Source organism: Geodermatophilus sp. SYSU D00697, from assembly GCF_054050175.1.
The window spans coordinates 12,319-34,082 of the sequence record NZ_JBJGYV010000006.1 but is presented as its reverse complement, the minus strand read 5'-3'; the positions used below and the strand labels follow the sequence as shown (position 1 = coordinate 34,082).

Genomic DNA, 21,764 nt, shown 5'->3' with positions numbered 1-21,764 from the left:
GGGCTGTGGTCCCGGTCACTCGTCGCCGGTCCGACGGCCTCCCCGACCGCCGGCGCCTGGGCCGGCCGCCGGTCCTCCCCGGACCCGGTGGTTTCCCCGGCGCGAGCACCGGTGCCGGCCCGCGAGCCTCACGGCATGACGACCACCCTGCCGACCGCGACCCCGGTGGGCTCGGAGACCTGCGCGCTCGACATCGCCGGCATGACCTGCGCCTCGTGCGTCGGCCGGGTCGAGAGGGCGCTGCGCCGCGTCGACGGCGTCCTCGACGCCCGCGTCAACCTGGCCACCGAGACCGCGAGCGTCGACCACGACCCCGCGCGGGTCACCCCCGCCCAGCTGGCCGAGGCCGTCGCCGCGGCCGGCTACGCCGCGACCCCGCGCGGAGCGCGGCCCGAGGACCCGCCGCAGCCCGCCGCGGACGACGACGGGCGGGACGCCGAGGCGGCCGGCCTCCGCCGCCGGTGGCAGGTCGCCCTCACCGCGGGGCTGGCGCTGATGGTGCTCATGTACGTCCCGCTGCCGCTCGACGCGATGGACTGGCTGATGCCGGGGATCCTCGTGGTCGCCACGGTCGTGCAGTGGTGGGCCGGCCGCGGCGTCTACGCGGCCGCCTGGGCCGCGGCGCGGCACGGCGCGACCACCATGGACACCCTCGTCGCGCTGGGCACCGCGGTCGCCTACGGGTACAGCGCCTTCGTCACGCTCTGGCCGGCCGCCGCCGAGCGGTGGGGACTGCCGCTGCACGTCTACTACGAGACCTCGCTGGTCATCGTCGCGCTGGTGCTGCTCGGCCGGGACCTGGAGGGCCGGGCGAAGCGGCGCACCACCGCGGCGGTCGCCGCCCTCGTGGGGCTGGCGCCCCGCACCGCGCGCGTGCTCCGCGGCGACACCGAGGTCGACGTCCCGGTGGAGGAGGTCGCCGTCGGCGACCTGGTCCGCGTGCGGCCCGGTGAGAAGGTGCCGGTCGACGGCGTGGTCACCGCCGGGACGTCGACCGTGGACGAGTCGATGCTCACCGGCGAGCCCCTGCCGGTGGAGAAGGCCGCGGGCGACACCGTCATCGGCGCGACCCTCAACCGCACCGGCTCGGTGGTGCTGCGGGCCACCGCGGTGGGCGAGGACACGACGCTGGCCGCGATCGTCCGCCTGGTCGGCGAGGCACAGGGGGCCAAGGCGCCGATGCAGCGGTTGGCCGACCGGGTGTCGGCGTGGTTCGTGCCCGCCGTGCTGGTGGCCGCGGTCGCCACCTTCACCGCCTGGGCGCTGTTCGGGCCCGACACCGGCCGGCTGACCATGGCGATCGGCACCACCATCGCCGTCCTGATCATCGCCTGCCCGTGCGCGCTGGGGCTGGCCACGCCGACCGCGGTGATGGTCGGCACCGGCCGGGCCGCCGAGCTCGGCGTCCTCATCGGCGACGGCGAGGCCCTGGAGCAGGGCCGCCGGCTGACCGCGGTCGTGCTCGACAAGACCGGCACGATCACCCGCGGCCGTCCGGCGGTCACCGCGGTCACCCTCCTCGGCGGCCGGCGCGAGGACGACGTCCTCCCGCTCGTCGCCGCGGCCGAGGCCGGCAGCGAGCACCCGCTGGGCGAGGCGCTGGTCGCCGCCGCGCGGGAGCGCGGGCTGCCCGTCCCGGCCGTCGAGGCGTTCGAGGCGCTGCCCGGCCGTGGGGTGACCGCGACCGTCGGTGGGCGGACCGTGCTGGTCGGCAACCGCGCGCTGGTGGGGGACGTCCCCGCGCTGGCCGGCGCGGCCGACGCGGCGGCGCGGACCGGTGCGACACCGGTGTACGTGGCCGTGGACGGCGAGCCCGCGGCCCTGCTCGCCGTCGCCGACCCGGTCCGGCCGGAGTCGGCGGAGGCGGTCGCCCAGCTGCAGGCCCTCGGCCTGCGGGTCGTCATGCTGACCGGCGACACGGAGGGCACCGCCCGCGCCGTGGCCGCGCAGGTCGGCGTCGACGACGTCCTGGCCGAGGTGCGGCCCGAGCAGAAGGCCGACGCCATCGCCGCGCTGCAGGCCGCGGGTCACGTGGTGGCCATGTGCGGCGACGGCATCAACGACGCGCCCGCCCTGGCCCGCGCCGACCTCGGCATCGCGGTCGGCACGGGCACCGACGTCGCGATCGCCGCCTCCGACGTCACGCTCGTCGGCGGGGACCTGCGCGGCATCGTCGCGGCGATCGCGCTCTCCCGCCGCACGGTGACCACGATCCGGCAGGGCCTGGGCTGGGCGTTCGGCTACAACGTGCTGCTCATCCCGGTCGCCGCCGGGGCGCTGTACTGGGCCGGCGGGCTGCTGCTCGACCCGGTGCTCGCCGCGGCCGCCATGGCGATGAGCTCGGTCAGCGTGGTCACGAACGCGCTGCGCCTGCGCCGGTTCCGCCGGCCCGCCGGGGCCGAGGAGGTCCTGCGGCGGCCGCTGCGCGACCGGCTGGGTGAGTACGCCTTCCTCGGGGGTGTCGCCACCCTCGCGCTCGCCGTGGGGGCCGGCCTCACCGCGCTCAGCCGCACCGACGCCGCCCAGCGCGGGATGAACGGCGTGCTGGCCTGGACCCAGTCCACCGGCATGCCGATGCGCCCGGCGATGAGCACGATGATGACCGCGGAGATCGAGCCCGTGTCGTCGGTGGACGCCGGGGTCGACGTGCGGGTCGACGTCCCGGCCGGCATCCGTCCCGGCGAGCCGGCCCGCGTCGTCGTCCGGCTGGTCGACGTCGCCACCGGCGAGCCGATCGGCGACCTCACCCGCAGCCACGAGGTGTGGGCGCACCTCATCGCCACCCGCGCCGACCTGGGCACCTTCGCCCACGTCCACCCCGAGCCCACCGGGCGCCCCGGGGAGCTGGCCGTGGACCTGGTCTTCCCGACCGCCGGCAGCTACCGCATCGACACCGAGTTCCGGCGGCAGGGGGAGATGGGCGACGTCCACGACGTCGAGACCGTGACCGTGCGCGGCGCCGCCCCCGCGGCCGAGCCGGTGACGCCCGGCCCCCGCAGCCAGGTGGTCGACGGCGTGCGGGTCGAGCTGTCCGGCGACGCGATCGCCGGTGAGACCAGCGACCTGGCGTTCACGTTCACCGACGCCCGCACCGGCCGCCCCGTCGACGACCTGCAGCCCTACCTGGCCGCGGCCGGGCACGTGGTCGTGATGCGCGGCGACGGGACGACCTTCGCCCACGAGCACGCCGACGTCGAGGACGCCGACGGCGACCCGGTGTTCGCGCTCCCCGGGCAGGAGTTCGGCCCCGAGCTGGACGTGCACGCCGACCTCGCCACCGCCGGGGTGTACCGGCTGTGGGGCCAGTTCCGGCTCGCCGACGGGCGGGTGCTCACCGTGCCGTTCACGGTCGAGGCCCGCTGACCGGCTCGCCGCCCGGCCACGATCAGGGAACCTGATCCCAGCGCGTCCTCCCTCGCCGCAGACGGTGGGGGAGGACGCGCCGGGGTGGGGGAGGTGCTCTCCGGGATCAGGGTCCGGTGAACCCCGCGGGCCCGGAACTAGGCTCGACGGGTGCTGCAGGGGAGGGAGCGCGAACGGGCCGCGCTGGCCGCGCTGCTCGCCGAGGCAGCCGAGGGACGCGGGGGCGCCCTGGTCGTCCGCGGCCACCCCGGCGTCGGCAAGTCGGCGCTGCTGGCCGACGCGGTGGCTCCCGCGACGACCGCGACCGTGCTGCGGACCCAGGGCATCGAGTCGGAGTCCCCGCTGGCCTTCGCCGCCCTGCAGCGGCTGCTGCGGCCGGTGGCGGGGTGCGCCGACCGGCTGCCCGCTCCCCAGGCCCAGGCCCTGCGTGCCGCCTTCGGCGAGGTCACCGGCGTCGAGGCCGACCGGTTCCTGGTCTTCCTCGCCGTGCTGGGCGTGCTCGCCGAGGCCGCCGAGCGGGCGCCCGTGGTGGCCGTGGTCGACGACGCGCACTGGCTGGACGACGCGTCGGCGGCGGCGCTGCTGTTCGTGGCCCGGCGGCTGCAGAACGAGCGGGTGGCGCTGCTGTTCGCCGCCCGCACCGGCGACGTCCGGACCTTCGACAGCGGCGACCTCCCGACCGTCGAGCTCGGCGGCATCGATCCCGAGGCCGCGGGGGCGCTGCTCAGCGCGCAGGCCGGGGGCCCCGTGCCGCCCGAGGTGCGCGACGCGCTGCTCGCCGGCACCGGGGCCAACCCGCTGGCGCTGGTGGAGCTGGCCGGGGCGCTCACCGCCGACCAGCTCTCCGGGGCCGCGCCGCTGCCCGAGCGGCTGCCCCTCACCGAGGGCGTGGAGCGGGCCTTCCTCGACCGCTGCCGGCGGCTGCCCGACGAGGCGCAGGCGGTGCTCCTGGTCGCCGCGGCCGACGACTCCGGTCGCGCCGCGGTGGTCCGGCAGGCGGTCGCCGCGCTCGGCGTCGGTGACGACGGGCTGGAGGTCGCCGAACGGTCGGGGCTGGTGCGGGTCCGGGACGGCGGGGTCGAGCTGCGCCACCCGCTGGTGCGGTCCGCGGTCTACGGGGCGGCCACCAGCTCGGCGCGCCGCCGCGTGCACCGCGCGCTGGCCGCGGCGCTGACCCGCCCGGAGGACGCCGACCGCCGAGCCTGGCACCTGGCCGCCTCCGTGGACGAACCGGACGAGGACGTCGTCGCGGCGCTGGTCGCCTCCGCCGAGCGGTCCCTGGCGCGCGGCGGGCACGAGGCCGCCTCGGCCGCGTGGGAGCGCGCAGCGGAGCTGTCACCTCCCGGGGAGGACCGGGCCCTGCGGCTGTGCCGGGCGGCGACCTCGGCCTACCTGGCCGCCCAGTCGGCCCGCGCCCGGTCACTGGCCGACGCCGGTCTCGCGCTCACCGCCGACCCGGCGCTGCGGGCCGAACTGAGCCGTCTGCGGGCCCATCTGGAGTTCCACGACGCGTCCCACGACACGGCGCACCGCATGGTGCTGGAGGCCGCCGCCGAGGTGGCCCGGTACGACCGGCGGCAGGCCGGGGACCTCGCCATGATCGGCGCGGCGCTGGCCGCGTCCGGAGCCCGCTCGGGCACGCCCCTGGACCCCACCGACCTGCTGCCCCCGGCCGGACCCGACGCCCCCGTCCGGGATCGCTGCCTGGTCGCCCTCGTCCGCGGCCTCGACGCCGTGCCGCGGCGGGACTGGGCGCGGTCCACCCCGTTCCTGCGCACCGCGGTGGACCTGGCCGACGAGCTCGACGTCGCCGCCGACGAGGACGTGCTGCTCAACCTCGGCGTCGCGGCCTGGACGCTGGGGGACGACGAGGCCGCCCTGTGGCTGCAGGACCGGTTGCTGCGCTCCGCCCGGGACACCGGCGCGCTGGTCATGGTCGTGCACGCGCTGACCCGTCGGAACGTCCCGGAGCTCGCGACCGGCCGCTGGGCGGCGACCGCCGCCAACGCCGGGGAGGCGCTCACCCTCGCGGAGAACTCCGGGCAGCCGGTGCTCGCCGCCTGGCCAACCGCCGCGCTCGGCGTCCTGGCGGCGCTGCGCGGGGAGTCCGACCGGGCCGCGCGGTACCTGGCCGCGGCCGAGGCCATCGCCGCGGAGCACCCGCTGGGCATCGTCAGCGACTTCGTCACCGACATGACCCGCTGGACCCGCGGCCTGCTCGCCGCCGCCGACCCCGCTGCCGCGCTGCCGGCCCTGGAGCAGATGCGGTCGGTCCCGGTCCAGCACCTGGCCGCGGTCGACCGGATCGAGGCGGCCGTGCGCGCCGAGCGTCCGGACGCCGCGCGGCAGTGGGTCGAGGAGCTGGCGTCGTTCGCCGAGGGGACGGGCGCGGACTGGGCGGCCGGCCTCGCCGCGCACGGCCGGGCCGTCCTCGCCGACGGCGAGGAGGCCGACGCGCACTTCCGCACCGCCCTGGCCGCCGCCGAGCGCTCCCTGCGGGTCCCGGCCCGCGCCCGCACCCAGCTCGCCTACGGCCGCTTCCTGCGCCGCAGCCGACGGCGGGTCGACGCCCGGCCGCACCTGCGGGCGGCGCTCGCGACGTTCGAGGACCTCCGCGCGGCCCCGTGGGCGGAGCAGGCCCGGCACGAGCTGCGCGCGTCGGGGGAGACGGCCCGCCGGCGGGACGGCGACGTCGCGGCGACCGAGCTCACCGCGCAGGAGCTGCAGGTGACCCGCCTGGTGCGGCAGGGCTCCTCCAACCGGGACGTCGCCGCCCAGCTGTTCCTCAGCCCGCGCACCGTCGACTTCCACCTCCGCAACGTCTTCGCCAAGCTGGGGGTGACCAGCCGGACGGAGCTGGCGGCGCTGCCGCTGGAGTGAGCTGCCCGGGGGGACATGGCCCGCGGAGACCGGATCCGGCTCGCCCGGGTCCACGACCGGGACGTCGCGGCGCCCGGACGCCGCTTCCTCGTCGAGCGGCTGTGGCCGCGCGGGGTCCGTCGCGCGGACCTCCCGCTGGACGGCTGGCCGCGCGACGTCGCCCCCAGCACGGAGCTGCGCCGGTGGTTCGGCCACGACCCGGCCCGCTGGGCGGAGTTCCGCCGCCGCTACCTCGCCGAGCTCGAGGCCTCGCCGGAGGCCTGCCGGCCGCTGCTCGACGCCGCGCGGTCCGGGGAGGTCACCCTGCTGTACAGCGCCCGGGACCGCGAGCACAACAGCGCCGTGGTGCTGCGGGACCACCTGCTCGCACGCCTCCGAGGTTCTTCCGCCAACGTCGACCGGTCCTAGAATCGCGCCCATGGACGACCCCGTCGCCGCGGTGGCCGCGCTGGCCGAGCCCACCCGCCGCCGGCTCTACGACCACGTCGTCCGGCAGCCGGCCCCGGTGAGCCGGGACGAGGCCGCGGCGGCGCTGGGGGTGCCGCGCGGCACCACGGCGTTCCACCTCGACCGGCTGGTGGCCGACGGGCTGCTCGACGTCTCCTTCGAGCGGCGCACCGGCCGCACCGGACCGGGCGCGGGGCGGCCGGCCAAGCTCTACCGGCGCGCGGACTGCTCGGTGGAGGTCTCGTTGCCCGGGCGCCGATACGACCTCGCCGGTGACCTCCTCGCCGGGGCGCTCGAGGCGGCCGACGACTCGGGCGAGGCGGCCAGCGAGGTGCTCGGCCGGCGGGCCCGGCTGCGCGGCCGGGAACTGGGCGCGCGGGCCGGGACGGGGCGGGGGCGCGCGGCGGTCCTGCGGGTCCTCGAGGGCCACGGCTTCGAGCCGCGGGTCGAGGACGGCGGCGTGGTGACGCTGGCCAACTGCCCGTTCCACGCCCTGGCGGCCGCTCACACCGCACTGGTCTGCGGGATGAACCTGCACCTGCTGGCGGGACTCCTCGACGCCGTCCCGGACGCGGGCCTGACCGCCTCGCTCGCACCGGCGCCCGGCCGCTGCTGCGTGCGCCTCGAGCCATCGGAGCCGGACCCGTTGACAGGAGGGTGACCCGGGTCTCTACTCCTAACGACTGTTGGTCTTAGAGGGGGTCGGTCATGACGATCCACGGCACCCGACCGGCGACCGGCCGGCCCACGGCTCGGCGGACGGGGTCGGACACGTGACCGCGGCCGACGCCGTCGGCACGACGCCGCAGCGCGACACCCCGCTCCGGGTGGTCCACCCACGCCGGCCGGTCGACCTCCCGGCCGCCCGGGACGCCGTCGCCGCCCTCCTCCGGGCGCTGGGCCGGGACCCCGCCTCCCCGCACCTGGCCGACACCCCGCGGCGGGTGGCGGAGTCCCTCGCCGAGCTGCTCACCGGGCGCTCCTTCGAGCTGACCAGCTTCCCCAACGACGAGGGCTACGACGAGCTGGTCATCGCCCGGGACATCCCGCTGCAGTCGCTGTGCGAGCACCACCTGCTGCCGTTCTCCGGGGTCGCGCACGTCGGCTACCTGCCGGGCGAGCGGATCCTCGGGCTGTCGAAGCTCGCCCGCGTGCTGGAGCTGTTCGCCCGCGACCTGCAGGTCCAGGAGCGGCTGACCCAGCAGGTGGCCGACTGGCTGCAGGAGCACCTCGCCCCGCGCGGGGTCGGGGTGGTCATCGAGGCCGAGCACCTGTGCATGTCCCTGCGCGGGGTCCGCGCGCCCGGCACCCGCACCGTGACCTCCGCCCTGCACGGCCTGCTGCGCTCCGACCCCCGCTCCCGCGCCGAGTTCTTCGCGCTCACCGGAACCACCTGACCCACGCCCGGAGGAGGACCCCGTGCCCGTCCAGGACCCGTTCGTGATCGTCGGTGCCGGGCTGGCCGGCGCCAAGGCCGCCCAGACGCTGCGGGAGGAGGGCCTCGACGGGCCGGTCGTACTCGTCGGAGCCGAGCCGGAGCGCCCCTACGAGCGCCCGCCCCTCTCCAAGGGGTACCTGCTCGGCAGCGCCGAGCGCGGTGAGGCCTTCGTCCACGACGAGGGCTGGTACGCCGACCACGACGTCGAGCTGCGCACCGGGGTGCGGGTCACCCGGCTGGACCCCGCCGTCCACCGGCTGGCGCTGGACACCGGCGAGGAGCTGCCCTACGCCCGGCTGCTGCTGGCCACCGGGGCCTCGCCCCGGCGGCTGCAGGTGCCCGGGGCCGACCTCGACGGGGTGCGGTACCTGCGCACCCTCGCCGATGCCGACCGGCTGCGCGCCGACCTGACCCCGGGCGGACGGCGGGTCGTGGTCGTCGGGGCCGGGTGGATCGGCATGGAGGTGGCCGCCGCGGCGCGGACGCACGGCAACGAGGTGATCGTGGTCGAGCCCCAGCCGACCCCGCTGTTCGGCGTCCTCGGCCGTGAGCTCGGCGGCGTGTTCGCCCGGCTGCACCGCGACCACGGCGTCGACCTGTTCACCGAGGAGACGGTGCGGGAGCTGCGGGGGGACGCGGGGCGGGTGACCTCGGTCGTCACCGACCAGCACGCCGGGCTGCCCGCCGACCTCGTCGTGGTGGGCATCGGCGTCGTGCCGGAGACCGGGCTCGCCGCCGCGGCCGGGCTGGAGGTGGGCGACGGCGTGGTCACCGACGAGGGGCTGCGGACCTCGGCGCCGGACGTGTTCGCCGCCGGCGACGTGGCCCGGTCGTTCGCGCCGCTCTACGGCCGGCACCTGCGGGTCGAGCACTGGGCGAACGCGCTGAACGGCGGGCCGACTGCGGCGCGGTCCATGCTCGGCCAGGAGGCCGTCCACGACCGGGTGCCCTACTTCTTCACCGACCAGTACGACCTCGGGATGGAGTACTCCGGCCTGGCCTCGCCCGAGGACTCCGTCGTGTGCCGCGGCGACCCCGAGGGCGGCGCCTTCACCGCCTTCTGGACCGCCGACGGCCGGGTCACCGCGGCGATGACCGTCAACGTCTGGGACCTCACCGACGACGTGCAGGCGCTCATCCGCGGCCGCCGCACGGTCGACCCGGCCCGGCTGGCCGACCCCGACGTCCCGCTGACCGAGGTGGCGCGCTGACCCCGGGGCCGGGCCCACCCGCGACACGCGACGACGGCGGGAGGGGCACCCGTGTGTCCGTCGTCCCGACCGGGCAGGCTGGAGAGGACGTCACACCCCGGAAACGACTGGACGCGATCATGGCGAGCATGGACCGACAGCAGGAGTTCGTCCTGCGCACCCTCGAGGAACGCGACATCCGCTTCGTGCGGCTGTGGTTCACCGACGTCTCGGGCTACCTCAAGGCGGTCGCCGTCGCCCCGGCCGAGATCGAGGCGGCCTTCGCCGAGGGCATCGGCTTCGACGGCTCGGCGATCGAGGGCTTCGCGCGCGTCTACGAGTCCGACATGCTGCTCAAGCCCGACCCCGGCACCTTCCAGGTGATGCCGGCGGCCAAGGGGCAGCCCAGCGACACGGCGCGGATGTTCTGCGACATCACCCTGCCCGACGGCTCGCCGTCCTGGGCCGACCCCCGGCACGTGCTGCGGCGGGCGCTGTCGAAGGCCGCCGACATGGGGTTCACCTTCTACACCCACCCCGAGGTCGAGTTCTTCCTGCTCAAGGACCAGCCGACCGACGGCCGGCCCCCGGAGCCGGCCGACAACGGCGGGTACTTCGACCTGTCGACGCACAACGTCGCGCACGACTTCCGCCGGGAGGCGGTCTTCGCGCTCGAGGCCATGGGCATCTCCGTGGAGTTCAGCCACCACGAGGTCGCGCCCGGCCAGCAGGAGATCGACCTGCGCTACGCCGACGGGCTGTCCATGGCCGACAACATCATGACGCTGCGGCACGTCGTCCGCGAGGTCGCGCTGGCCCAGGGCGTGCACGCCACCTTCATGCCCAAGCCGTTCACCGAGCTCGCCGGCTCAGCCATGCACACCCACCTGTCGCTGTTCGAGGGCGACCGCAACGCCTTCCACGACCCGGCGGCCCCGATGAAGCTGTCGACGACCGGCAAGCAGTTCATCGCGGGCCTGCTCACCCACGCGAAGGAGTACACCGCCGTCACCAACCAGACGGTGAACTCCTACCGGCGGCTGCTGGCCGGCACCGAGGCCCCGACGGCGGCGACCTGGGGCCGGGCCAACCGCTCCGCGCTGGTGCGGCTGCCCTCGTACAAGCCGAGCAAGGCACAGTCGGCCCGGGTGGAGGTCCGCTCGCCGGACTCCGCCTGCAACCCGTACCTGACCTTCGCCGTCCTGCTGGCCGCCGGGCTGCGCGGCATCGAGAAGGGCTACGACCTGCCGCCGGAGGCCGAGGACGACGTCTGGTCGCTCACCGACACCGAGCGGCGCGCCGCCGGCTACGAGGACCTCCCGGTGTCCCTCGGCGAGGCGCTGACCGCCATGCAGGGCAGCGAGCTGGTCGCCGAGACCCTGGGCGAGCACGTCTTCGAGTTCTTCCTGCGCAACAAGTGGGAGGAGTTCAACGCCTACCGGCGCAACGTGACGCCCTGGGAGCTCACGACGTACCTGCCCGGCCTGTAGGAGGACCTCGTCGCCCCGCGCACCGCGCAGGTTCGCGGCGGGACCCTGCGTGGAGGCCGTTCCCGTCCGTCACGAGGGCCGCGAACTAGGCTCGACGCGTGGCCCGCCTGCTCGTCGTCCTCCCCAGCCCGACCGACCCGCTGGACCGGCTGGAGGGGTGGCTGCGCGAGGCGGGGGTCGAGCTCGACGTCCGCTCGGTGCTCGAGGGCGACGCGCTGCCGGCCGACCTCGGCGGCCACGACGGGCTGGTCGTCCTCGGCGGCCCGCAGTCCTCGCTGGACAGCGCGGAGGACAGCCCCGAGCTCACCGGCGTCCGGGAGCTGCTCGGCCAGGCCCTCGCGAGGGACGTCCCGACGCTGGCCGTCTGCCTGGGTGCGCAGCTGATGGCGCAGGCCGGTGGCGGGCGGACCCGCGTCGGGCCGGAGGGGCCGGAGGTCGGCGCCGCCCTGGTGGCCAAGCGGGACGTCGCGGACTCCGACCCGCTGTTCGGGCCGCTGCCCCTGTCCCCGGACGTCGTCCAGTGGCACCACGACGAGGTCGCCGAGCTGCCCCCGCGGGCGGTCCTGCTGGCCAGCAGCCCGCTCTACCCGCACCAGGCGTTCCGGGTCGGCCGGCACTGCTACGCACTGCAGTTCCACGTCGAGCCGACCGCCGACCGCGTGCGCCGGTGGGCCCGCAGCGACGCGGTGGGCGTGGCCGCGACGCCGTTCGACGCCGACACCCACGGGGACCGGGTGGCGGCGGTCGCCGACCAGATGGCCCTGGTGTGGCAGCCCTTCGCCGCCCGCTTCGCCGACCTGGTGCGCGACCGCGCCCGCGCGGCGGCCTGAGCCCGTGACGACCAGCGGGCAGCGGGAGATCCCGCGCCGGGCGGTGGTCCGGCTGGTGCGGTTCGGCTTCCTCGACGGGGAGCGGGCCGGCCGGATCCTGTCCGAGCCCGAGATCGGGCTGTGGGACCTCGAGCGCAACGAGCCGGCCGACCCCGAGGCCGGGCCCGTCGTCTCGGCGCTGGCCCGCTCCGGCGACCCCGACCTGGCGGTGCTCTCGCTGCACCGGCTGATCGAGGCCCTCGACCGCGCCGACCCCACCGGCGCCTCGGCCGCCACGCTGCTGGCCCGGCTGCGCGGCTCGGCGCCGCTGCGCGCCCGGCTGCTGGCCGTGCTCGGCGCCAGCTCCGGCCTCGCCGACCACCTCGCCGCCCAGCCCGGCGACTGGACGGTCCTCGACGGCGACGGGCGGGGACCGGTGCGCCCGACCCCGCAGGCGCTGGAGCGGCAGATGCTCATCGCGGTCGGCGCCGACCCCGACGACCCACCGTGGGGCGTGCGGCTGGGCAAGGGCGCCCCGGACGCCGAGCCGAGGCGGGTGGCGGCGCTGCGGCTGGCCTACCGGCGGGCGGTCCTCTCCCTGGCCGGCCGCGACCTCGGCGACAGCCTGGCCGCCGAGGACGTCGCCGCGGAGCTGGCCGACATCGCCGCGGCGGTGATCACCGCGGCCATGGCCGTCGCGGTCGCCGAGCAGCCGGCCGACGCCGCGGCCTGCCGGCTGGCGGTCATCGGGCTGGGCAAGTGCGGTGGCCGCGAGCTCAACTACGTCAGCGACGTCGACGTCGTCTTCGTCGCCGAGCCGGTCGACCCCACCGAGGAGGAGGCGCCGGCGATCCGCAGCGCCACCCGGGTGGCCGCCGCGCTCATGCGCATCTGCCACGAGGCCGCCTGGGAGGTCGACGCCGCGCTGCGCCCGGAGGGCAAGGCCGGGCCGCTGGTGCGCACCCTCGCCGGGCACGCCGCCTACTACCGGCAGTGGGCCAGCACGTGGGAGTTCCAGGCGCTGCTCAAGATGCGCCCGGTCGCCGGTGACCCCGACCTCGGCCGCGGCTACGTCGAGGAGCTGTGGCCGCTGGTGTGGCAGGCCGGCGAACGCCCCGGCTTCGTCGCCGAGGTCCAGGCCATGCGCCGCCGTGTGCTGGAGAACATCCCCCCGGCGCAGGCCGAGCGGGAGCTCAAGCTCGGCCGTGGCGGGCTGCGCGACGTCGAGTTCGCCGTGCAGCTGCTCCAGCTGGTGCACGGGCGGGTCGACGTCCGGCTGCGGGTCGGCGGCACCATGCCGGCACTGATGGCGCTCTCCGCCGGCGGCTACGTCGGCCGGGACGACGCCGCCACCCTGATCGCCTCCTACCGCTTCCTGCGCACCGTCGAGCACCGGCTGCAGCTGTTCCGCCTGCGCCGCACCCACCTGCTGCCCACCGACGACCAGCAGCGCCGCTGGCTGGCCCGCTCGCTCGGGTACAAGCCCGACACCCGCGGGGACGCCGTCGCCGTCCTCGACGCCGAGCTGGCGCTGCACACCCGCGAGGTGCGCCGGCTGCACGAGAAGCTCTTCTACCGGCCGCTGCTGTCGGCGGTGGCCAAGGTGCCGGCCGAGGCCGCGCAGCTGGGCTCCAAGGCGGCGGCCGACTGGCTGCGCGCGCTGGGGTTCGCCGACCCCGACGGCGCGCTGCGGCACATGGCGGCGCTCACCGGTGGGGTGTCCCGGTCGGCGTCGATGCAGAAGTACCTGCTGCCGGTCGTGCTGCAGACCCTCGCCGACTGCCCCGACCCCGACGCCGGCCTGCTCGCCTACCGCAAGGTCAGCGAGGCCCTCGGCGGCAACCAGTGGTACCTGCGGCTGCTGCGCGACGAGGGGCAGGTCGCCGAGCGGCTGGCCCAGCTGCTGGGCTCGAGCCAGTACGTCGCCGCGCTGCTCACGCGCACGCCCGAGGCGCTGCGGATCCTCGCCGCCGACGACGAGCTGCGCCCGCGCGACGCGGGAGCGCTGGCGGGCGCGTGGCGGCAGGCGGCCGCCCGCGCGGCCGACCCGCAGGACGGCGTCCGGGTGCTGCGGGGGCTGCGCCGCTCCGAGCTGCTCCGGGTCGCCTCCGCCGACCTGCTCGGGCTGCTCGACGTCGAGCAGGTGGGCCGGGCACTCACCGACATCGCCGTGGCCACCCTCCGGGTCGGGCTGGACGCGGCGATCCGCGCCCACGCCGCCGAGGCCGGGATCGCGCCGGGCGAGGTCCCGACCGACGTCGCGGTGATCGGCATGGGCCGGCTCGGCGGGGGCGAGATGGGCTACGGCTCGGACGCCGACGTCCTGTTCGTCCACCGGCCGCGGGCCGGGAGCGACGAGGCCGGGGCGACCGCCGCCGCCAACGCCATCGCGCACACGCTGCGCCGCCTGCTCGGCGAGCCGGCGCCCGACCCGGCCTTCGAGGTCGACGCCGACCTGCGCCCGGAGGGCCGCCAGGGCGCGCTGGTGCGCAGCCTGGACTCCTACCGCGAGTACTACGAGCGCTGGATGTCGGTGTGGGAGGTGCAGGCCCTGCTGCGCGCCGTCCCGGTCGCCGGGGACGAGGCGCTCGGGACGGCGTTCGTCGAGCTCGTCGACCCCATCCGGTACCCGGCTCAGGGGCTCGACGACGGGCAGGTCGCCGAGATCCGGCGGATCAAGGCCCGGGTGGAGCGGGAGCGGCTGCCGCGCGGCGCCGACCCGAGGACGCACACCAAGCTCGGCCGCGGCGGCCTCGCCGACGTCGAGTGGACCGTGCAGCTGCTGCAACTGCAGCACGCCGCGGAGGTGCCGGCCCTGCGGGTGCCCTCGACCACGGCCGCGCTCCAGGCGCTGCGCGAGGCCGAGCTGCTGGACGCCGACCAGGCCGATGCGCTGCGCACCGCGTGGGAGCTGGCCACCCGCGCCCGCAACGCCGTCTTCCTCGTCCGCGGCCGGCCCAGCGACCAGCTGCCGCGGCCGGGCACGGAGCTGGCCGGGGTCGCCCGCGCCAGCGGCTGCGGTCCGGACGCCGACCCGGGGCGGTTCCTCGACGAGTACGGCCGGGCCACCCGGCACGCGCGCAGCGTCGTCGAGCAGGTCTTCTACGGTCAGCCCCCGTCGGCCTGACCGGCGTCGTCGGCCCGTGGACCGGGGGCGAGGCCGAGGCGACGGTGCTCCTCCTGGATCACGTCGTAGCACTCGCAGGCCACCTCGTGCAGGCGCTCAGGGTCGACGACGGTCATCCGTCCGCGGCTGTACCGGATGAGGCCGGCCTGCTGCAGCACCCCGGCGGTCAGCGACACGGTGCCGCGCCGCACGCCCAGCATCTGGGCGAGGAACTCCTGGGTGAGGGTGAACTCGTCGCCCCCGACCCGGTCGCGGGTCTGCAGCAGCCAGCGGGCGCACCGCTCCTCGGTGGTGTGCAGCCGGTTGCAGGCGACGTTCTGCGACAACTGGACCACGGTCGCCTGGGTGTACCGGTGCAGCAGCCCGTGGAGTGACCCGTCGGTGGTGAGGAACTGGCGCAGCCGGTCGGTGCGCAGGCACATCGCCCGGCCCTCGATCTGGCAGAAGCTGTCGTGCGGGCTGGTCGCCGTCCCGAGGAAGGCCGGGAGGCCGGACATCCCCTCGTAGCCGATGGTCGCCACCTCGACCCCGGGCTCACCTTCCACCGTGGCGATCAGGGACAGCACGCCGTCCACGGGGAAGTAGACGGCCGCGATGTCCCCGTTGCGTCGGTAGACCTGGTCCCGGAGTTGGAGCGACACGGGTTCCAGCAGGGGACGCAGGCGCTCGTACTCGTCGTCGGGCAGGGCGCGCAGGATCAGGTTGCGACGCGGGTCCGGTGACGTGGTCGGCTGCGGTTGTTGCACGGGGCGGCTCCGGGGTCCGGGACGGGGCCCCTCGGCTCGGGGTCGAGCGGCCGACGGTACGGCTGGGTGGATCAGACCGGGGCGCGGGCGCCACCGAGGGAGGCCCACGGCGCGACCGGCACCGCCAGCAGGTCGGCCGCACCCGGCGCCATGACGAAGGCCACGAGCGCCGGCGCCACCATCCGCAGCGGCAGGACGTGCTCCACGCAGCCGGTGGCCAGGGCGGCGCTGGGCATGCCGGGGGCCTCGGCCTCGGCGGGGTCCTGGACCAGGACCCGCCCACCGGCCCGCCGCACCTCGCGGACCCCGGCGGCACCGTCGGAGAGCCGCCCGGTCAGGACCACGGCCAGCACCCGGCGGCCGAAGGCGCGGGCGGCGCCGGCGAACAGCCGGTCGGCCTGCTCGGTCGTGGCCGAGGGGAGCACGGTCAGGGAGCCGTCGCCGGCCAGGTCGGCCGTGCGACCCGGGGGCAGGACCGTGACCCCCGGCTGCACCGGACCGGTCTCCGCGGTGCGCACGGGCAGCGGTGCGCTCGCGCGCAGGAGGTCGGTGAGCAGGTCCCGAGGCCCCGGGGACCGGTGCTGGACGACGAGCACCGGTACGGGGAACGTGGGGGGCAGCCCGGCGACGACCGTGCGCAGTGCCCGGACACCGCCGGTCGAGGCCGCGAGGACGACGGCGTCGAACGGGGGTCGGATCCCACCACGCGGCGCCGTCACGCCGGAGACGCTACTCCTGTGTCAGGTACCTGACACAGGCGACGACGGGCCCACAGGGCGTGGACGGAGGTCCCTGGCGGGTCGCGGTCGGGTCCGGCCAGCCTGGGACCGGCCCGCACCGCGGCCGCTCCAGGAGCGGCGCGGGGGAGCGGATGCGGTCGTCCGAGAGGTGGCCCCGTGGCCCCCATCCTCGCCCGCCAGGTGCTCGCCGAGTTCGTCGGCACGGCGGTCCTGGTCTTCGTCGCCGTCGGTTCGGCCGTCGCGGGCATCGACCAGCTCGGCCCGACCGGCGTGGCCCTCGCGTTCGGTCTGGTGCTGCTGGGCCTGGCCTACGCCCTCGGCCCGGTGTCGGGCTGCCACGTCAACCCCGCCGTCACCCTCGCCGTGCTGCTGTCGCGCGGCATGACCGCGGCCGAGGCCGTCACCTACTGGGTCGCCCAGTTCGCCGGCGGGATCGCCGGGGCCGCGCTGCTGGCCCTGCTCACCAGCGGCTTCGGCGGCCTGGTCGACCAGACCGGGGCGCTCGGCAGCAACGACTACGGAGCCACGATCAGCCTCGGTGGCGCCTTCGTCCTCGAGGTGCTGCTCACCGCCGTCTTCGTGCTGGTGATCCTCCTGGTGACCGGTGCGGCGGCCTCTCCGGGGTTCGCCGGCCTGGCGATCGGGCTCGCCCTGGCCGCCGTCCACCTGATCGGCATCCCGCTGACCGGCACCTCGGTCAACCCCGCCCGCTCGCTGGGCCCGGCGCTGTTCGCCGGGGGTGCCCCGCTGGCGCACGTGTGGCTGTTCATCGTGGCGCCGCTCGTCGGTGCGGTCCTGGCCGTGGTCCTCTCCCGGGCCCTCGCGCGGCCCGCGGAGGTCCAGACGGTCGAGGCGGCCGGGCCGCTGCCCGCCGACCGGACCGGCGCGGACGTGCCGCAGGAGGCCGCGCCCGCTCCGCGGTCGCCGTCCGGAGGGCAGCGGGCCGTGCATCGTGAGCAGACCCGCTGACGGCCGCCGGTCCTCGCCGTCTGTCCCCGCCGTCGGTCCTTGCCGCCGGCCGACGGTGGGGCGGACCATGGGGACAGGTCTGAGTGACCGGGAGGAGCGCGGTATGTCCGATCCCGTCCACCGTTCGCCGGAGCACCCGACGCACGCGGATTTCATGTCGCCGGGGGAGAAGCTGATCGCCGAGTGGGAGGCCCGCCACGACGTCGCCGCCCGCGGCCGGCGGATCGACCCCGCGGCGGCGCTCCAGCACTACCTCAGCCACACCCGCTGCGAGGAGGGGCTGCACCACCACGAGCGGCCGGAGCACCCCTCCCGGGCATCCGGGCGGCACCGGCACGCCGACCCGTTCGCCGCGGAGCACCCGTTCACCGCCTCCTGGGTGCGGTGGGGGGAGGACCCGCGCTGACCGGCTGACCGCCCGCACGGGGGACGGGCGTGTGCGGCCGGGCCGGGCGGGGCAGGGGAGGACCGTGCCCGCGATCCGCCCGGTCCCGACCGACCCGCCGCCCTCCGACGTGCCCGCGCACGACGCGCCGCACGCCGGGGCGGGCGCGACGATCACGCCCTACCGGGACGGCCCGCTGATCGTGCGCGGCGACTTCCGGCTCGTCGACCAGGACGGCACCGAGATCGACCCCGGCCGGGAGACCGTCGCGCTGTGCCGGTGCGGGAAGTCGGGCATCAAGCCCTTCTGCGACGGCACGCACAAGCGAGCCGGGTTCTCCGCCCCCAGTGCGCCTCGCCGCCCCCGGCCGGCCGCCCGCATCGTGCGGGACGGCCGGGCCGGGCCGGCCGCCGGCTGAGGTCGGGGCGGCCCCGCCCCGGGTCCTCGCTCAGCCGCGGCCCTCGAAGGCCTTGGCCATGCGCTCCTGCTCCTCGATGACCTCGCCGATCCGGGCCTGGACGGCGTCGAGCTGACCGATCGCCTCGCTGGTCGCGTGGATGCCCGCGGACACCGAGCCGGTGCTGGTCTGGATGCCGGTGATCTGGGTGGAGACCCGCTGGGTGGCGGCCGCCGTCTCGCGGGCCAGGTCCTTGACCTCCCCGGCGACGACGGCGAACCCGCGGCCGAGCTCGCCGGCCCGGGCGGCCTCGATCGTCGCGTTGAGGGCCAGCAGGTTCGTCTGGTCGGCGATCGAGGAGATGATGCGGATGACGTCACTGACCGACGCCGACGCCCGGCCCAGCGCCTCCACCTCCTCGGTCATCGACGAGGCCTTGGCGACGGCGCTCTCCGCGACCCGCCCGGCGTCGGCGGCGGCGTCCCGCAGCCGGGCCACGGTCTCCAGCAGCGCGCGGGAGTTGGCGGCGTCGGCCTCGGCGCGGCGCAGGATGTCCAGCCGCTGGGAGACCAGCTGCTGGACGTTGCGCAGCGCGGAGGCCCGCGACTCCGACAGGTCGATCGTCTCGGTGACGAAGAAGTCCATCGTCCCGACGACGTGCCCGTCGGCCATGATCGGGAAGCAGACGCCCGAGCGGACGCCGGCCCGCTGAGCGGCGGGGGCGCGCACGCAGTCGGTGACCTCCGCGAGGTCGCGGACGAAGACCAGGTCGCGGGAGCGCCAGGCCCGCCCGGAGAGCCCGACGCCCTCGGCGAAGCTGGCGGCGAGCGTCACCTGGCGGAACTCGTCGCCGGCGGACCCGGACTCGACGCTGAACCGCAGCACGTTCTCGGCCCGGTCCAGCGCCCAGTACGAGCCGTAGGCCCACCCGAAGGCGGTGCGCACCGTCTCCAGGGCGGTGCGGAGGGCGGAGGCCTCGTCGCGGGCCTCACCGACCCGGCTGACGACGGTGGTGACCGCCTCGCGGTCGTCGAGGGTCTCCTTGAGCTGCGCGGCGGCCAGCGCCTGCCGCCGGGCGTGGGCGGCCACGCGCGAGATCGCCCGCCACTTCTCCGCCCGGCCGCCGAAGAAGGGCAGGTCACCGCGCGTGTAGTACTCCTGGACGGCGACCACCCGGCCGTCCTCCAGCACCGGCAGGAAGCAGCCGCGCCGGGCCCCGGCCGCGGCGGCGGTGGCCCAGCGGCCGCAGGTGCTGGTGGCGCTGGTGTCGTCGCAGAGCACCTCGCGCTGCTCCCGCACGGCCTGGCCCCCGAAGCCATCCCGGCTGGTCATCACGGTGTCGGCCGGCCAGCGGGCGGACATGGCGCGGCTGAGGTCACCGATCTCCGCCTCGAGCCGGAAGCCGCCGGCGGTCGGCATCCACACCGCGCCGTAGGCCATGCCCAGGGCGTCCACCAGTGCGGTGAGGACCTTGACGTGCGCGTCCCGCTCGCTGGTCACGCCCTGGTCGAGGACGGCGAGGACCTGCTCGAGCGCCTCCACGTCGCGGGGCATCTCGGTCGTCGACTGCACGGCGGTCGTGGTCGGGGTGTCGGTACGCCGCCACATGGGAGGGCCTCCGTCGGTCCGGTGGGCGGGGTGCGTGGTGCCCGCGACCGCCGGCTCCGCCGGCGCCCACCGCTGACACCCCGTGTCGTCGCGGGAAACATCGGCAGCGCACAACCGGAGTGCAGCCGGAACCGGGGTGGGTCAGGCGGCGAGCCGCCGCTGTCCGCGCAGCCCGGAGCGGCCCGCCTCCCAGGCGCCCAGCAGGTGCCGGGCGGCCAGCCCGTCGGCCGCCAGGGCACAGGCGGCGCCGAAGAGGACGTCGCGGGCCAGCTCCGGCTCCTCGGCCACCAGGGAGCCGCACATGTCCACCGAGGCGATCTGCTCGTGGACGGCGTCGGCCTCCACGTGCTCGTCGTAGAAGACGGTGGTGTGCTCGTCGAAGCCCAGCCGGCGCAGGCCGGCGGAGTACCGGCGGGAGGGCTCGGAGGAGGTCATCTCCACCGCGGTGAGGTGGCCGAGCGCGGCGGCCCGCCAGCGCCGGTGCAGGCCGAACAGCGACATGGTGTTGACCGACGCGAACGCCGGCGCCGGGGCGGCGTCCCACAGCGCGCCGTAGGAGGGGTCGAGCCCGAGGTCGCGCATCAGGCCGGCGAACAGCTCGCTGTGCATCCGCGCCGGCGCACCGCCGCCGTACTCGTCGGCCTGGATCTCGACCATGGCCGCCTTGGCCCGGCCGGCCAGCCGCGGGACGGCGAAGGTGTGCGGGTCGCCCTCCTTGAGGTGGTACACCGAGCGCAGCGTCAGGTACTCCCGCCACTGCTCGAGGGTGCCGCTGCGGGCCATGTACGACGACAGCGAGGGCGAGTCGTCGGCGGCGATCAGCGCGGTGAGCTGCCGGTCGATCGGCTCCTCGGAGACGGCCGGCTCCCCGACCAGCCCGGTCAGGGCCTCGGCGTGCCGACGCTCCAGGTGTGCCCGCAGGCCGATGAGGCCCGGGTCCCACTCCCACGCGTCGTCGACCCCGTCGAAGCCGCGGTAGTGCAGCTCGTAGCAGACCGCGAGGGCCACCTGGAGGTCCTCGTCGGCCAGCGGGTCGGCGGAGGCCGCCGCCGTCCGCCGCGCCTGGTCGACGGTGGCGGGGGAGAGCGCACCCCGGGTGAGGTCGGCACACAGCGCGGAGGTGAGCGGGCCCCTGGGCTCGGGCAACTGCATGGACTGCGACATAACCACCAGCCGGCAGTTCGATGCGCGGCGGGCGTGTGATGTCCCACGGGGGTAGGACACGACCATGTCGAGCACACCGGACCGCGTCGTCCTCGTCACCGGCGGCAGCGCCGGCATCGGCCGCAGCACCGTGACCCGGCTGGCCCGCGGTGGGGCCCGGGTGGTCACCTGCGCCCGCGGGGGTGACCGGCTGGCCGAGGCGCTCGCGGGCCTGCCCGGCGTCACCGGCGTGGTGGCCGACGTCGCCGACGCGGGAGACCGGGCCCGGCTGGTGGAGCGGGTCCTCGACGAGCACGGCCGGCTCGACGCCGTCGTCCTCAACGCGGGGCTGGGCTGGGCCGGGCTGGTCGAGGACATGCCCGGCGAGGTCGTCGAGGGCATCGTCGCGCTCAACCTGACCGGGGTCATCGAGGTGACCCGGCTGGCGCTGCCACACCTGCTCGCCGCGGCCGCCGAGCGCGGGCGGGGGGACGTGGTCACCATCGCGTCGGTCGCGGCGTGGTCGCAGGTGCCGCCGCTGACCGTCTACTCGGCGACCAAGGCCGGCGTGCACGGGTTCGTGAAGGGACTGCGCCGGGAGGTCACCTCCCGCGGGGTGCGGGTGCACACGGTCAACCCCGGCCCGGTCGCCACCGAGTGGCTGGCCCGCGGGCACGGCTCCCCACCGGCCTCGGACGCCGACGCGGCCGGCCGCCTCTCCCGCGGCATCGACCCGGACCGGGTGGCCGCACGGGTAGGACGCTGCCTCACGGCGCCGCGGTCGCGCACGGTGGCCGTGCCCCGCTGGATGGGGCTGGCCCGGCTGGGGGAGGTGCCGCCGGTCGACCGGCTGCTCGACCTGGGGCTCTCCCGCCAGGCGGGCCGGATCCGGCGGATCGCGGCCCGGTCGGTGGAACGGCGGACCGGCCCGCGCGTTTGACGGACCGGTCCCGATCGCCCACGGTGAGTCGTCCGGCCGGCCCCGCGGTCGTCGCCCCGCGGTCGCCCGCGGCGACTCCGCTCGGGTGCCCG

The 21,764-nt window shown here is 76.6% G+C and carries 17 protein-coding genes; 13 read left to right on the top strand and 4 right to left on the bottom strand.

All coding sequences use genetic code 11. From position 1 onward, the window contains the following. Positions 1-135: 135 nt before the first annotated feature. The 9 genes from ACI79C_RS07385 (at position 136) to ACI79C_RS07345 (ending at position 14,744) form a co-directional block, all read left to right on the top strand. Complete coding sequence (locus ACI79C_RS07385; RefSeq protein WP_456944984.1) at positions 136-3,363, top strand: heavy metal translocating P-type ATPase; 3,228 nt, start codon at positions 136-138, stop codon at positions 3,361-3,363. 150 nt (positions 3,364-3,513) lie between these two features. After that, entirely contained in the window at positions 3,514-6,243 is a 2,730-nt protein-coding gene (locus tag ACI79C_RS07380) for an ATP-binding protein (RefSeq protein ID WP_456944983.1), read from the top strand. A gap of 15 nt (positions 6,244-6,258) precedes the next feature. Further along, positions 6,259-6,651: a DUF488 domain-containing protein gene (locus tag ACI79C_RS07375; protein WP_456944982.1), complete on the top strand. Its 393-nt coding sequence runs from the start codon at positions 6,259-6,261 to the stop codon at positions 6,649-6,651. A gap of 10 nt (positions 6,652-6,661) precedes the next feature. Beyond that, on the top strand, positions 6,662-7,351 hold the full coding sequence (locus ACI79C_RS07370) for a helix-turn-helix transcriptional regulator (RefSeq protein ID WP_456944981.1): 690 nt from the start codon (positions 6,662-6,664) through the stop codon (positions 7,349-7,351). Between the two features lie 112 nt (positions 7,352-7,463). Next, on the top strand, positions 7,464-8,087 hold the full coding sequence (folE, locus tag ACI79C_RS07365) for a GTP cyclohydrolase I FolE (RefSeq protein WP_456944980.1): 624 nt from the start codon (positions 7,464-7,466) through the stop codon (positions 8,085-8,087). A gap of 22 nt (positions 8,088-8,109) precedes the next feature. Continuing rightward, positions 8,110-9,339, top strand: a complete 1,230-nt coding sequence (locus tag ACI79C_RS07360) for an NAD(P)/FAD-dependent oxidoreductase (protein ID WP_456944979.1) — start codon at positions 8,110-8,112, stop codon at positions 9,337-9,339. A 128-nt stretch (positions 9,340-9,467) separates the two neighbouring features. After that, positions 9,468-10,808, top strand: coding sequence for a type I glutamate--ammonia ligase (gene glnA, locus ACI79C_RS07355; RefSeq protein WP_456944978.1), 1,341 nt, complete (start codon positions 9,468-9,470; stop codon positions 10,806-10,808). 98 nt (positions 10,809-10,906) lie between these two features. Next, positions 10,907-11,638 (top strand): type 1 glutamine amidotransferase, encoded by a 732-nt coding sequence (locus ACI79C_RS07350; protein ID WP_456944977.1) that lies wholly within the window; start codon positions 10,907-10,909, stop codon positions 11,636-11,638. A gap of 4 nt (positions 11,639-11,642) precedes the next feature. Continuing rightward, positions 11,643-14,744, top strand: a complete 3,102-nt coding sequence (locus ACI79C_RS07345) for a bifunctional [glutamine synthetase] adenylyltransferase/[glutamine synthetase]-adenylyl-L-tyrosine phosphorylase (protein WP_456944976.1) — start codon at positions 11,643-11,645, stop codon at positions 14,742-14,744. Here the strand turns inward: ACI79C_RS07345 and ACI79C_RS07340 are convergent. Further along, positions 14,726-15,490 carry a Crp/Fnr family transcriptional regulator gene (locus ACI79C_RS07340; RefSeq protein ID WP_456944975.1) on the bottom strand — a complete coding sequence of 255 codons (765 nt, stop codon included), beginning with the start codon at positions 15,488-15,490 and terminating at the stop codon, positions 14,726-14,728. The genes ACI79C_RS07345 and ACI79C_RS07340 overlap by 19 nt on opposite strands. Before the next feature lie 71 nt (positions 15,491-15,561). Beyond that, positions 15,562-16,209 carry a chemotaxis protein CheB gene (locus tag ACI79C_RS07335; RefSeq protein ID WP_456944974.1) on the bottom strand — a complete coding sequence of 216 codons (648 nt, stop codon included), beginning with the start codon at positions 16,207-16,209 and terminating at the stop codon, positions 15,562-15,564. A gap of 177 nt (positions 16,210-16,386) precedes the next feature. On the opposite strand from ACI79C_RS07335, the gene ACI79C_RS07330 reads away from it, so the two are divergent. The 3 genes from ACI79C_RS07330 to ACI79C_RS07320 all read left to right on the top strand — a co-directional run bounded on the left by ACI79C_RS07330 (position 16,387) and on the right by ACI79C_RS07320 (position 18,002). Next, a complete protein-coding gene (locus tag ACI79C_RS07330; protein WP_456944973.1) occupies positions 16,387-17,199 on the top strand; it encodes an aquaporin in 813 nt (270 codons plus the stop codon). A 103-nt stretch (positions 17,200-17,302) separates the two neighbouring features. Further along, positions 17,303-17,605: a hypothetical protein gene (locus ACI79C_RS07325; RefSeq protein ID WP_456944972.1), complete on the top strand. Its 303-nt coding sequence runs from the start codon at positions 17,303-17,305 to the stop codon at positions 17,603-17,605. 64 nt (positions 17,606-17,669) lie between these two features. Next, positions 17,670-18,002, top strand: a complete 333-nt coding sequence (locus ACI79C_RS07320) for a CDGSH iron-sulfur domain-containing protein (RefSeq protein WP_456944971.1) — start codon at positions 17,670-17,672, stop codon at positions 18,000-18,002. Between the two features lie 30 nt (positions 18,003-18,032). Here ACI79C_RS07320 and ACI79C_RS07315 read toward each other — a convergent pair whose 3' ends face one another. Beyond that, positions 18,033-19,589 (bottom strand): methyl-accepting chemotaxis protein, encoded by a 1,557-nt coding sequence (locus ACI79C_RS07315; RefSeq protein ID WP_456944970.1) that lies wholly within the window; start codon positions 19,587-19,589, stop codon positions 18,033-18,035. 141 nt (positions 19,590-19,730) lie between these two features. Continuing rightward, entirely contained in the window at positions 19,731-20,741 is a 1,011-nt protein-coding gene (locus ACI79C_RS07310) for an iron-containing redox enzyme family protein (RefSeq protein WP_456944969.1), read from the bottom strand. Positions 20,742-20,817: 76 nt separating this feature from the next. Here ACI79C_RS07310 and ACI79C_RS07305 point away from each other — a divergent pair, with 76 nt between their 5' ends. Continuing rightward, on the top strand, positions 20,818-21,672 hold the full coding sequence (locus tag ACI79C_RS07305; protein WP_456944968.1) for an SDR family oxidoreductase: 855 nt from the start codon (positions 20,818-20,820) through the stop codon (positions 21,670-21,672). The last annotated feature ends 92 nt before the right edge of the window (positions 21,673-21,764 follow it).

Bases quoted from the DNA above. Each gene is read 5' to 3' on its own strand.
- ACI79C_RS07385 (WP_456944984.1), top strand. From the start codon at position 136: ATGACGACCACCCTGCCGACCGCGACCCCGGTGGGCTCGGAGACCTGC.
- ACI79C_RS07375 (WP_456944982.1), top strand. From the start codon at position 6,259: ATGGCCCGCGGAGACCGGATCCGGCTCGCCCGGGTCCACGACCGGGAC.
- ACI79C_RS07370 (WP_456944981.1), top strand. From the start codon at position 6,662: ATGGACGACCCCGTCGCCGCGGTGGCCGCGCTGGCCGAGCCCACCCGC.
- glnA (WP_456944978.1), top strand. From the start codon at position 9,468: ATGGACCGACAGCAGGAGTTCGTCCTGCGCACCCTCGAGGAACGCGAC.
- ACI79C_RS07325 (WP_456944972.1), top strand. From the start codon at position 17,303: ATGTCCGATCCCGTCCACCGTTCGCCGGAGCACCCGACGCACGCGGAT.
- ACI79C_RS07315 (WP_456944970.1), bottom strand. From the start codon at position 19,589: ATGTGGCGGCGTACCGACACCCCGACCACGACCGCCGTGCAGTCGACG.
- ACI79C_RS07310 (WP_456944969.1), bottom strand. From the start codon at position 20,741: ATGCAGTTGCCCGAGCCCAGGGGCCCGCTCACCTCCGCGCTGTGTGCC.
- ACI79C_RS07305 (WP_456944968.1), top strand. From the start codon at position 20,818: ATGTCGAGCACACCGGACCGCGTCGTCCTCGTCACCGGCGGCAGCGCC.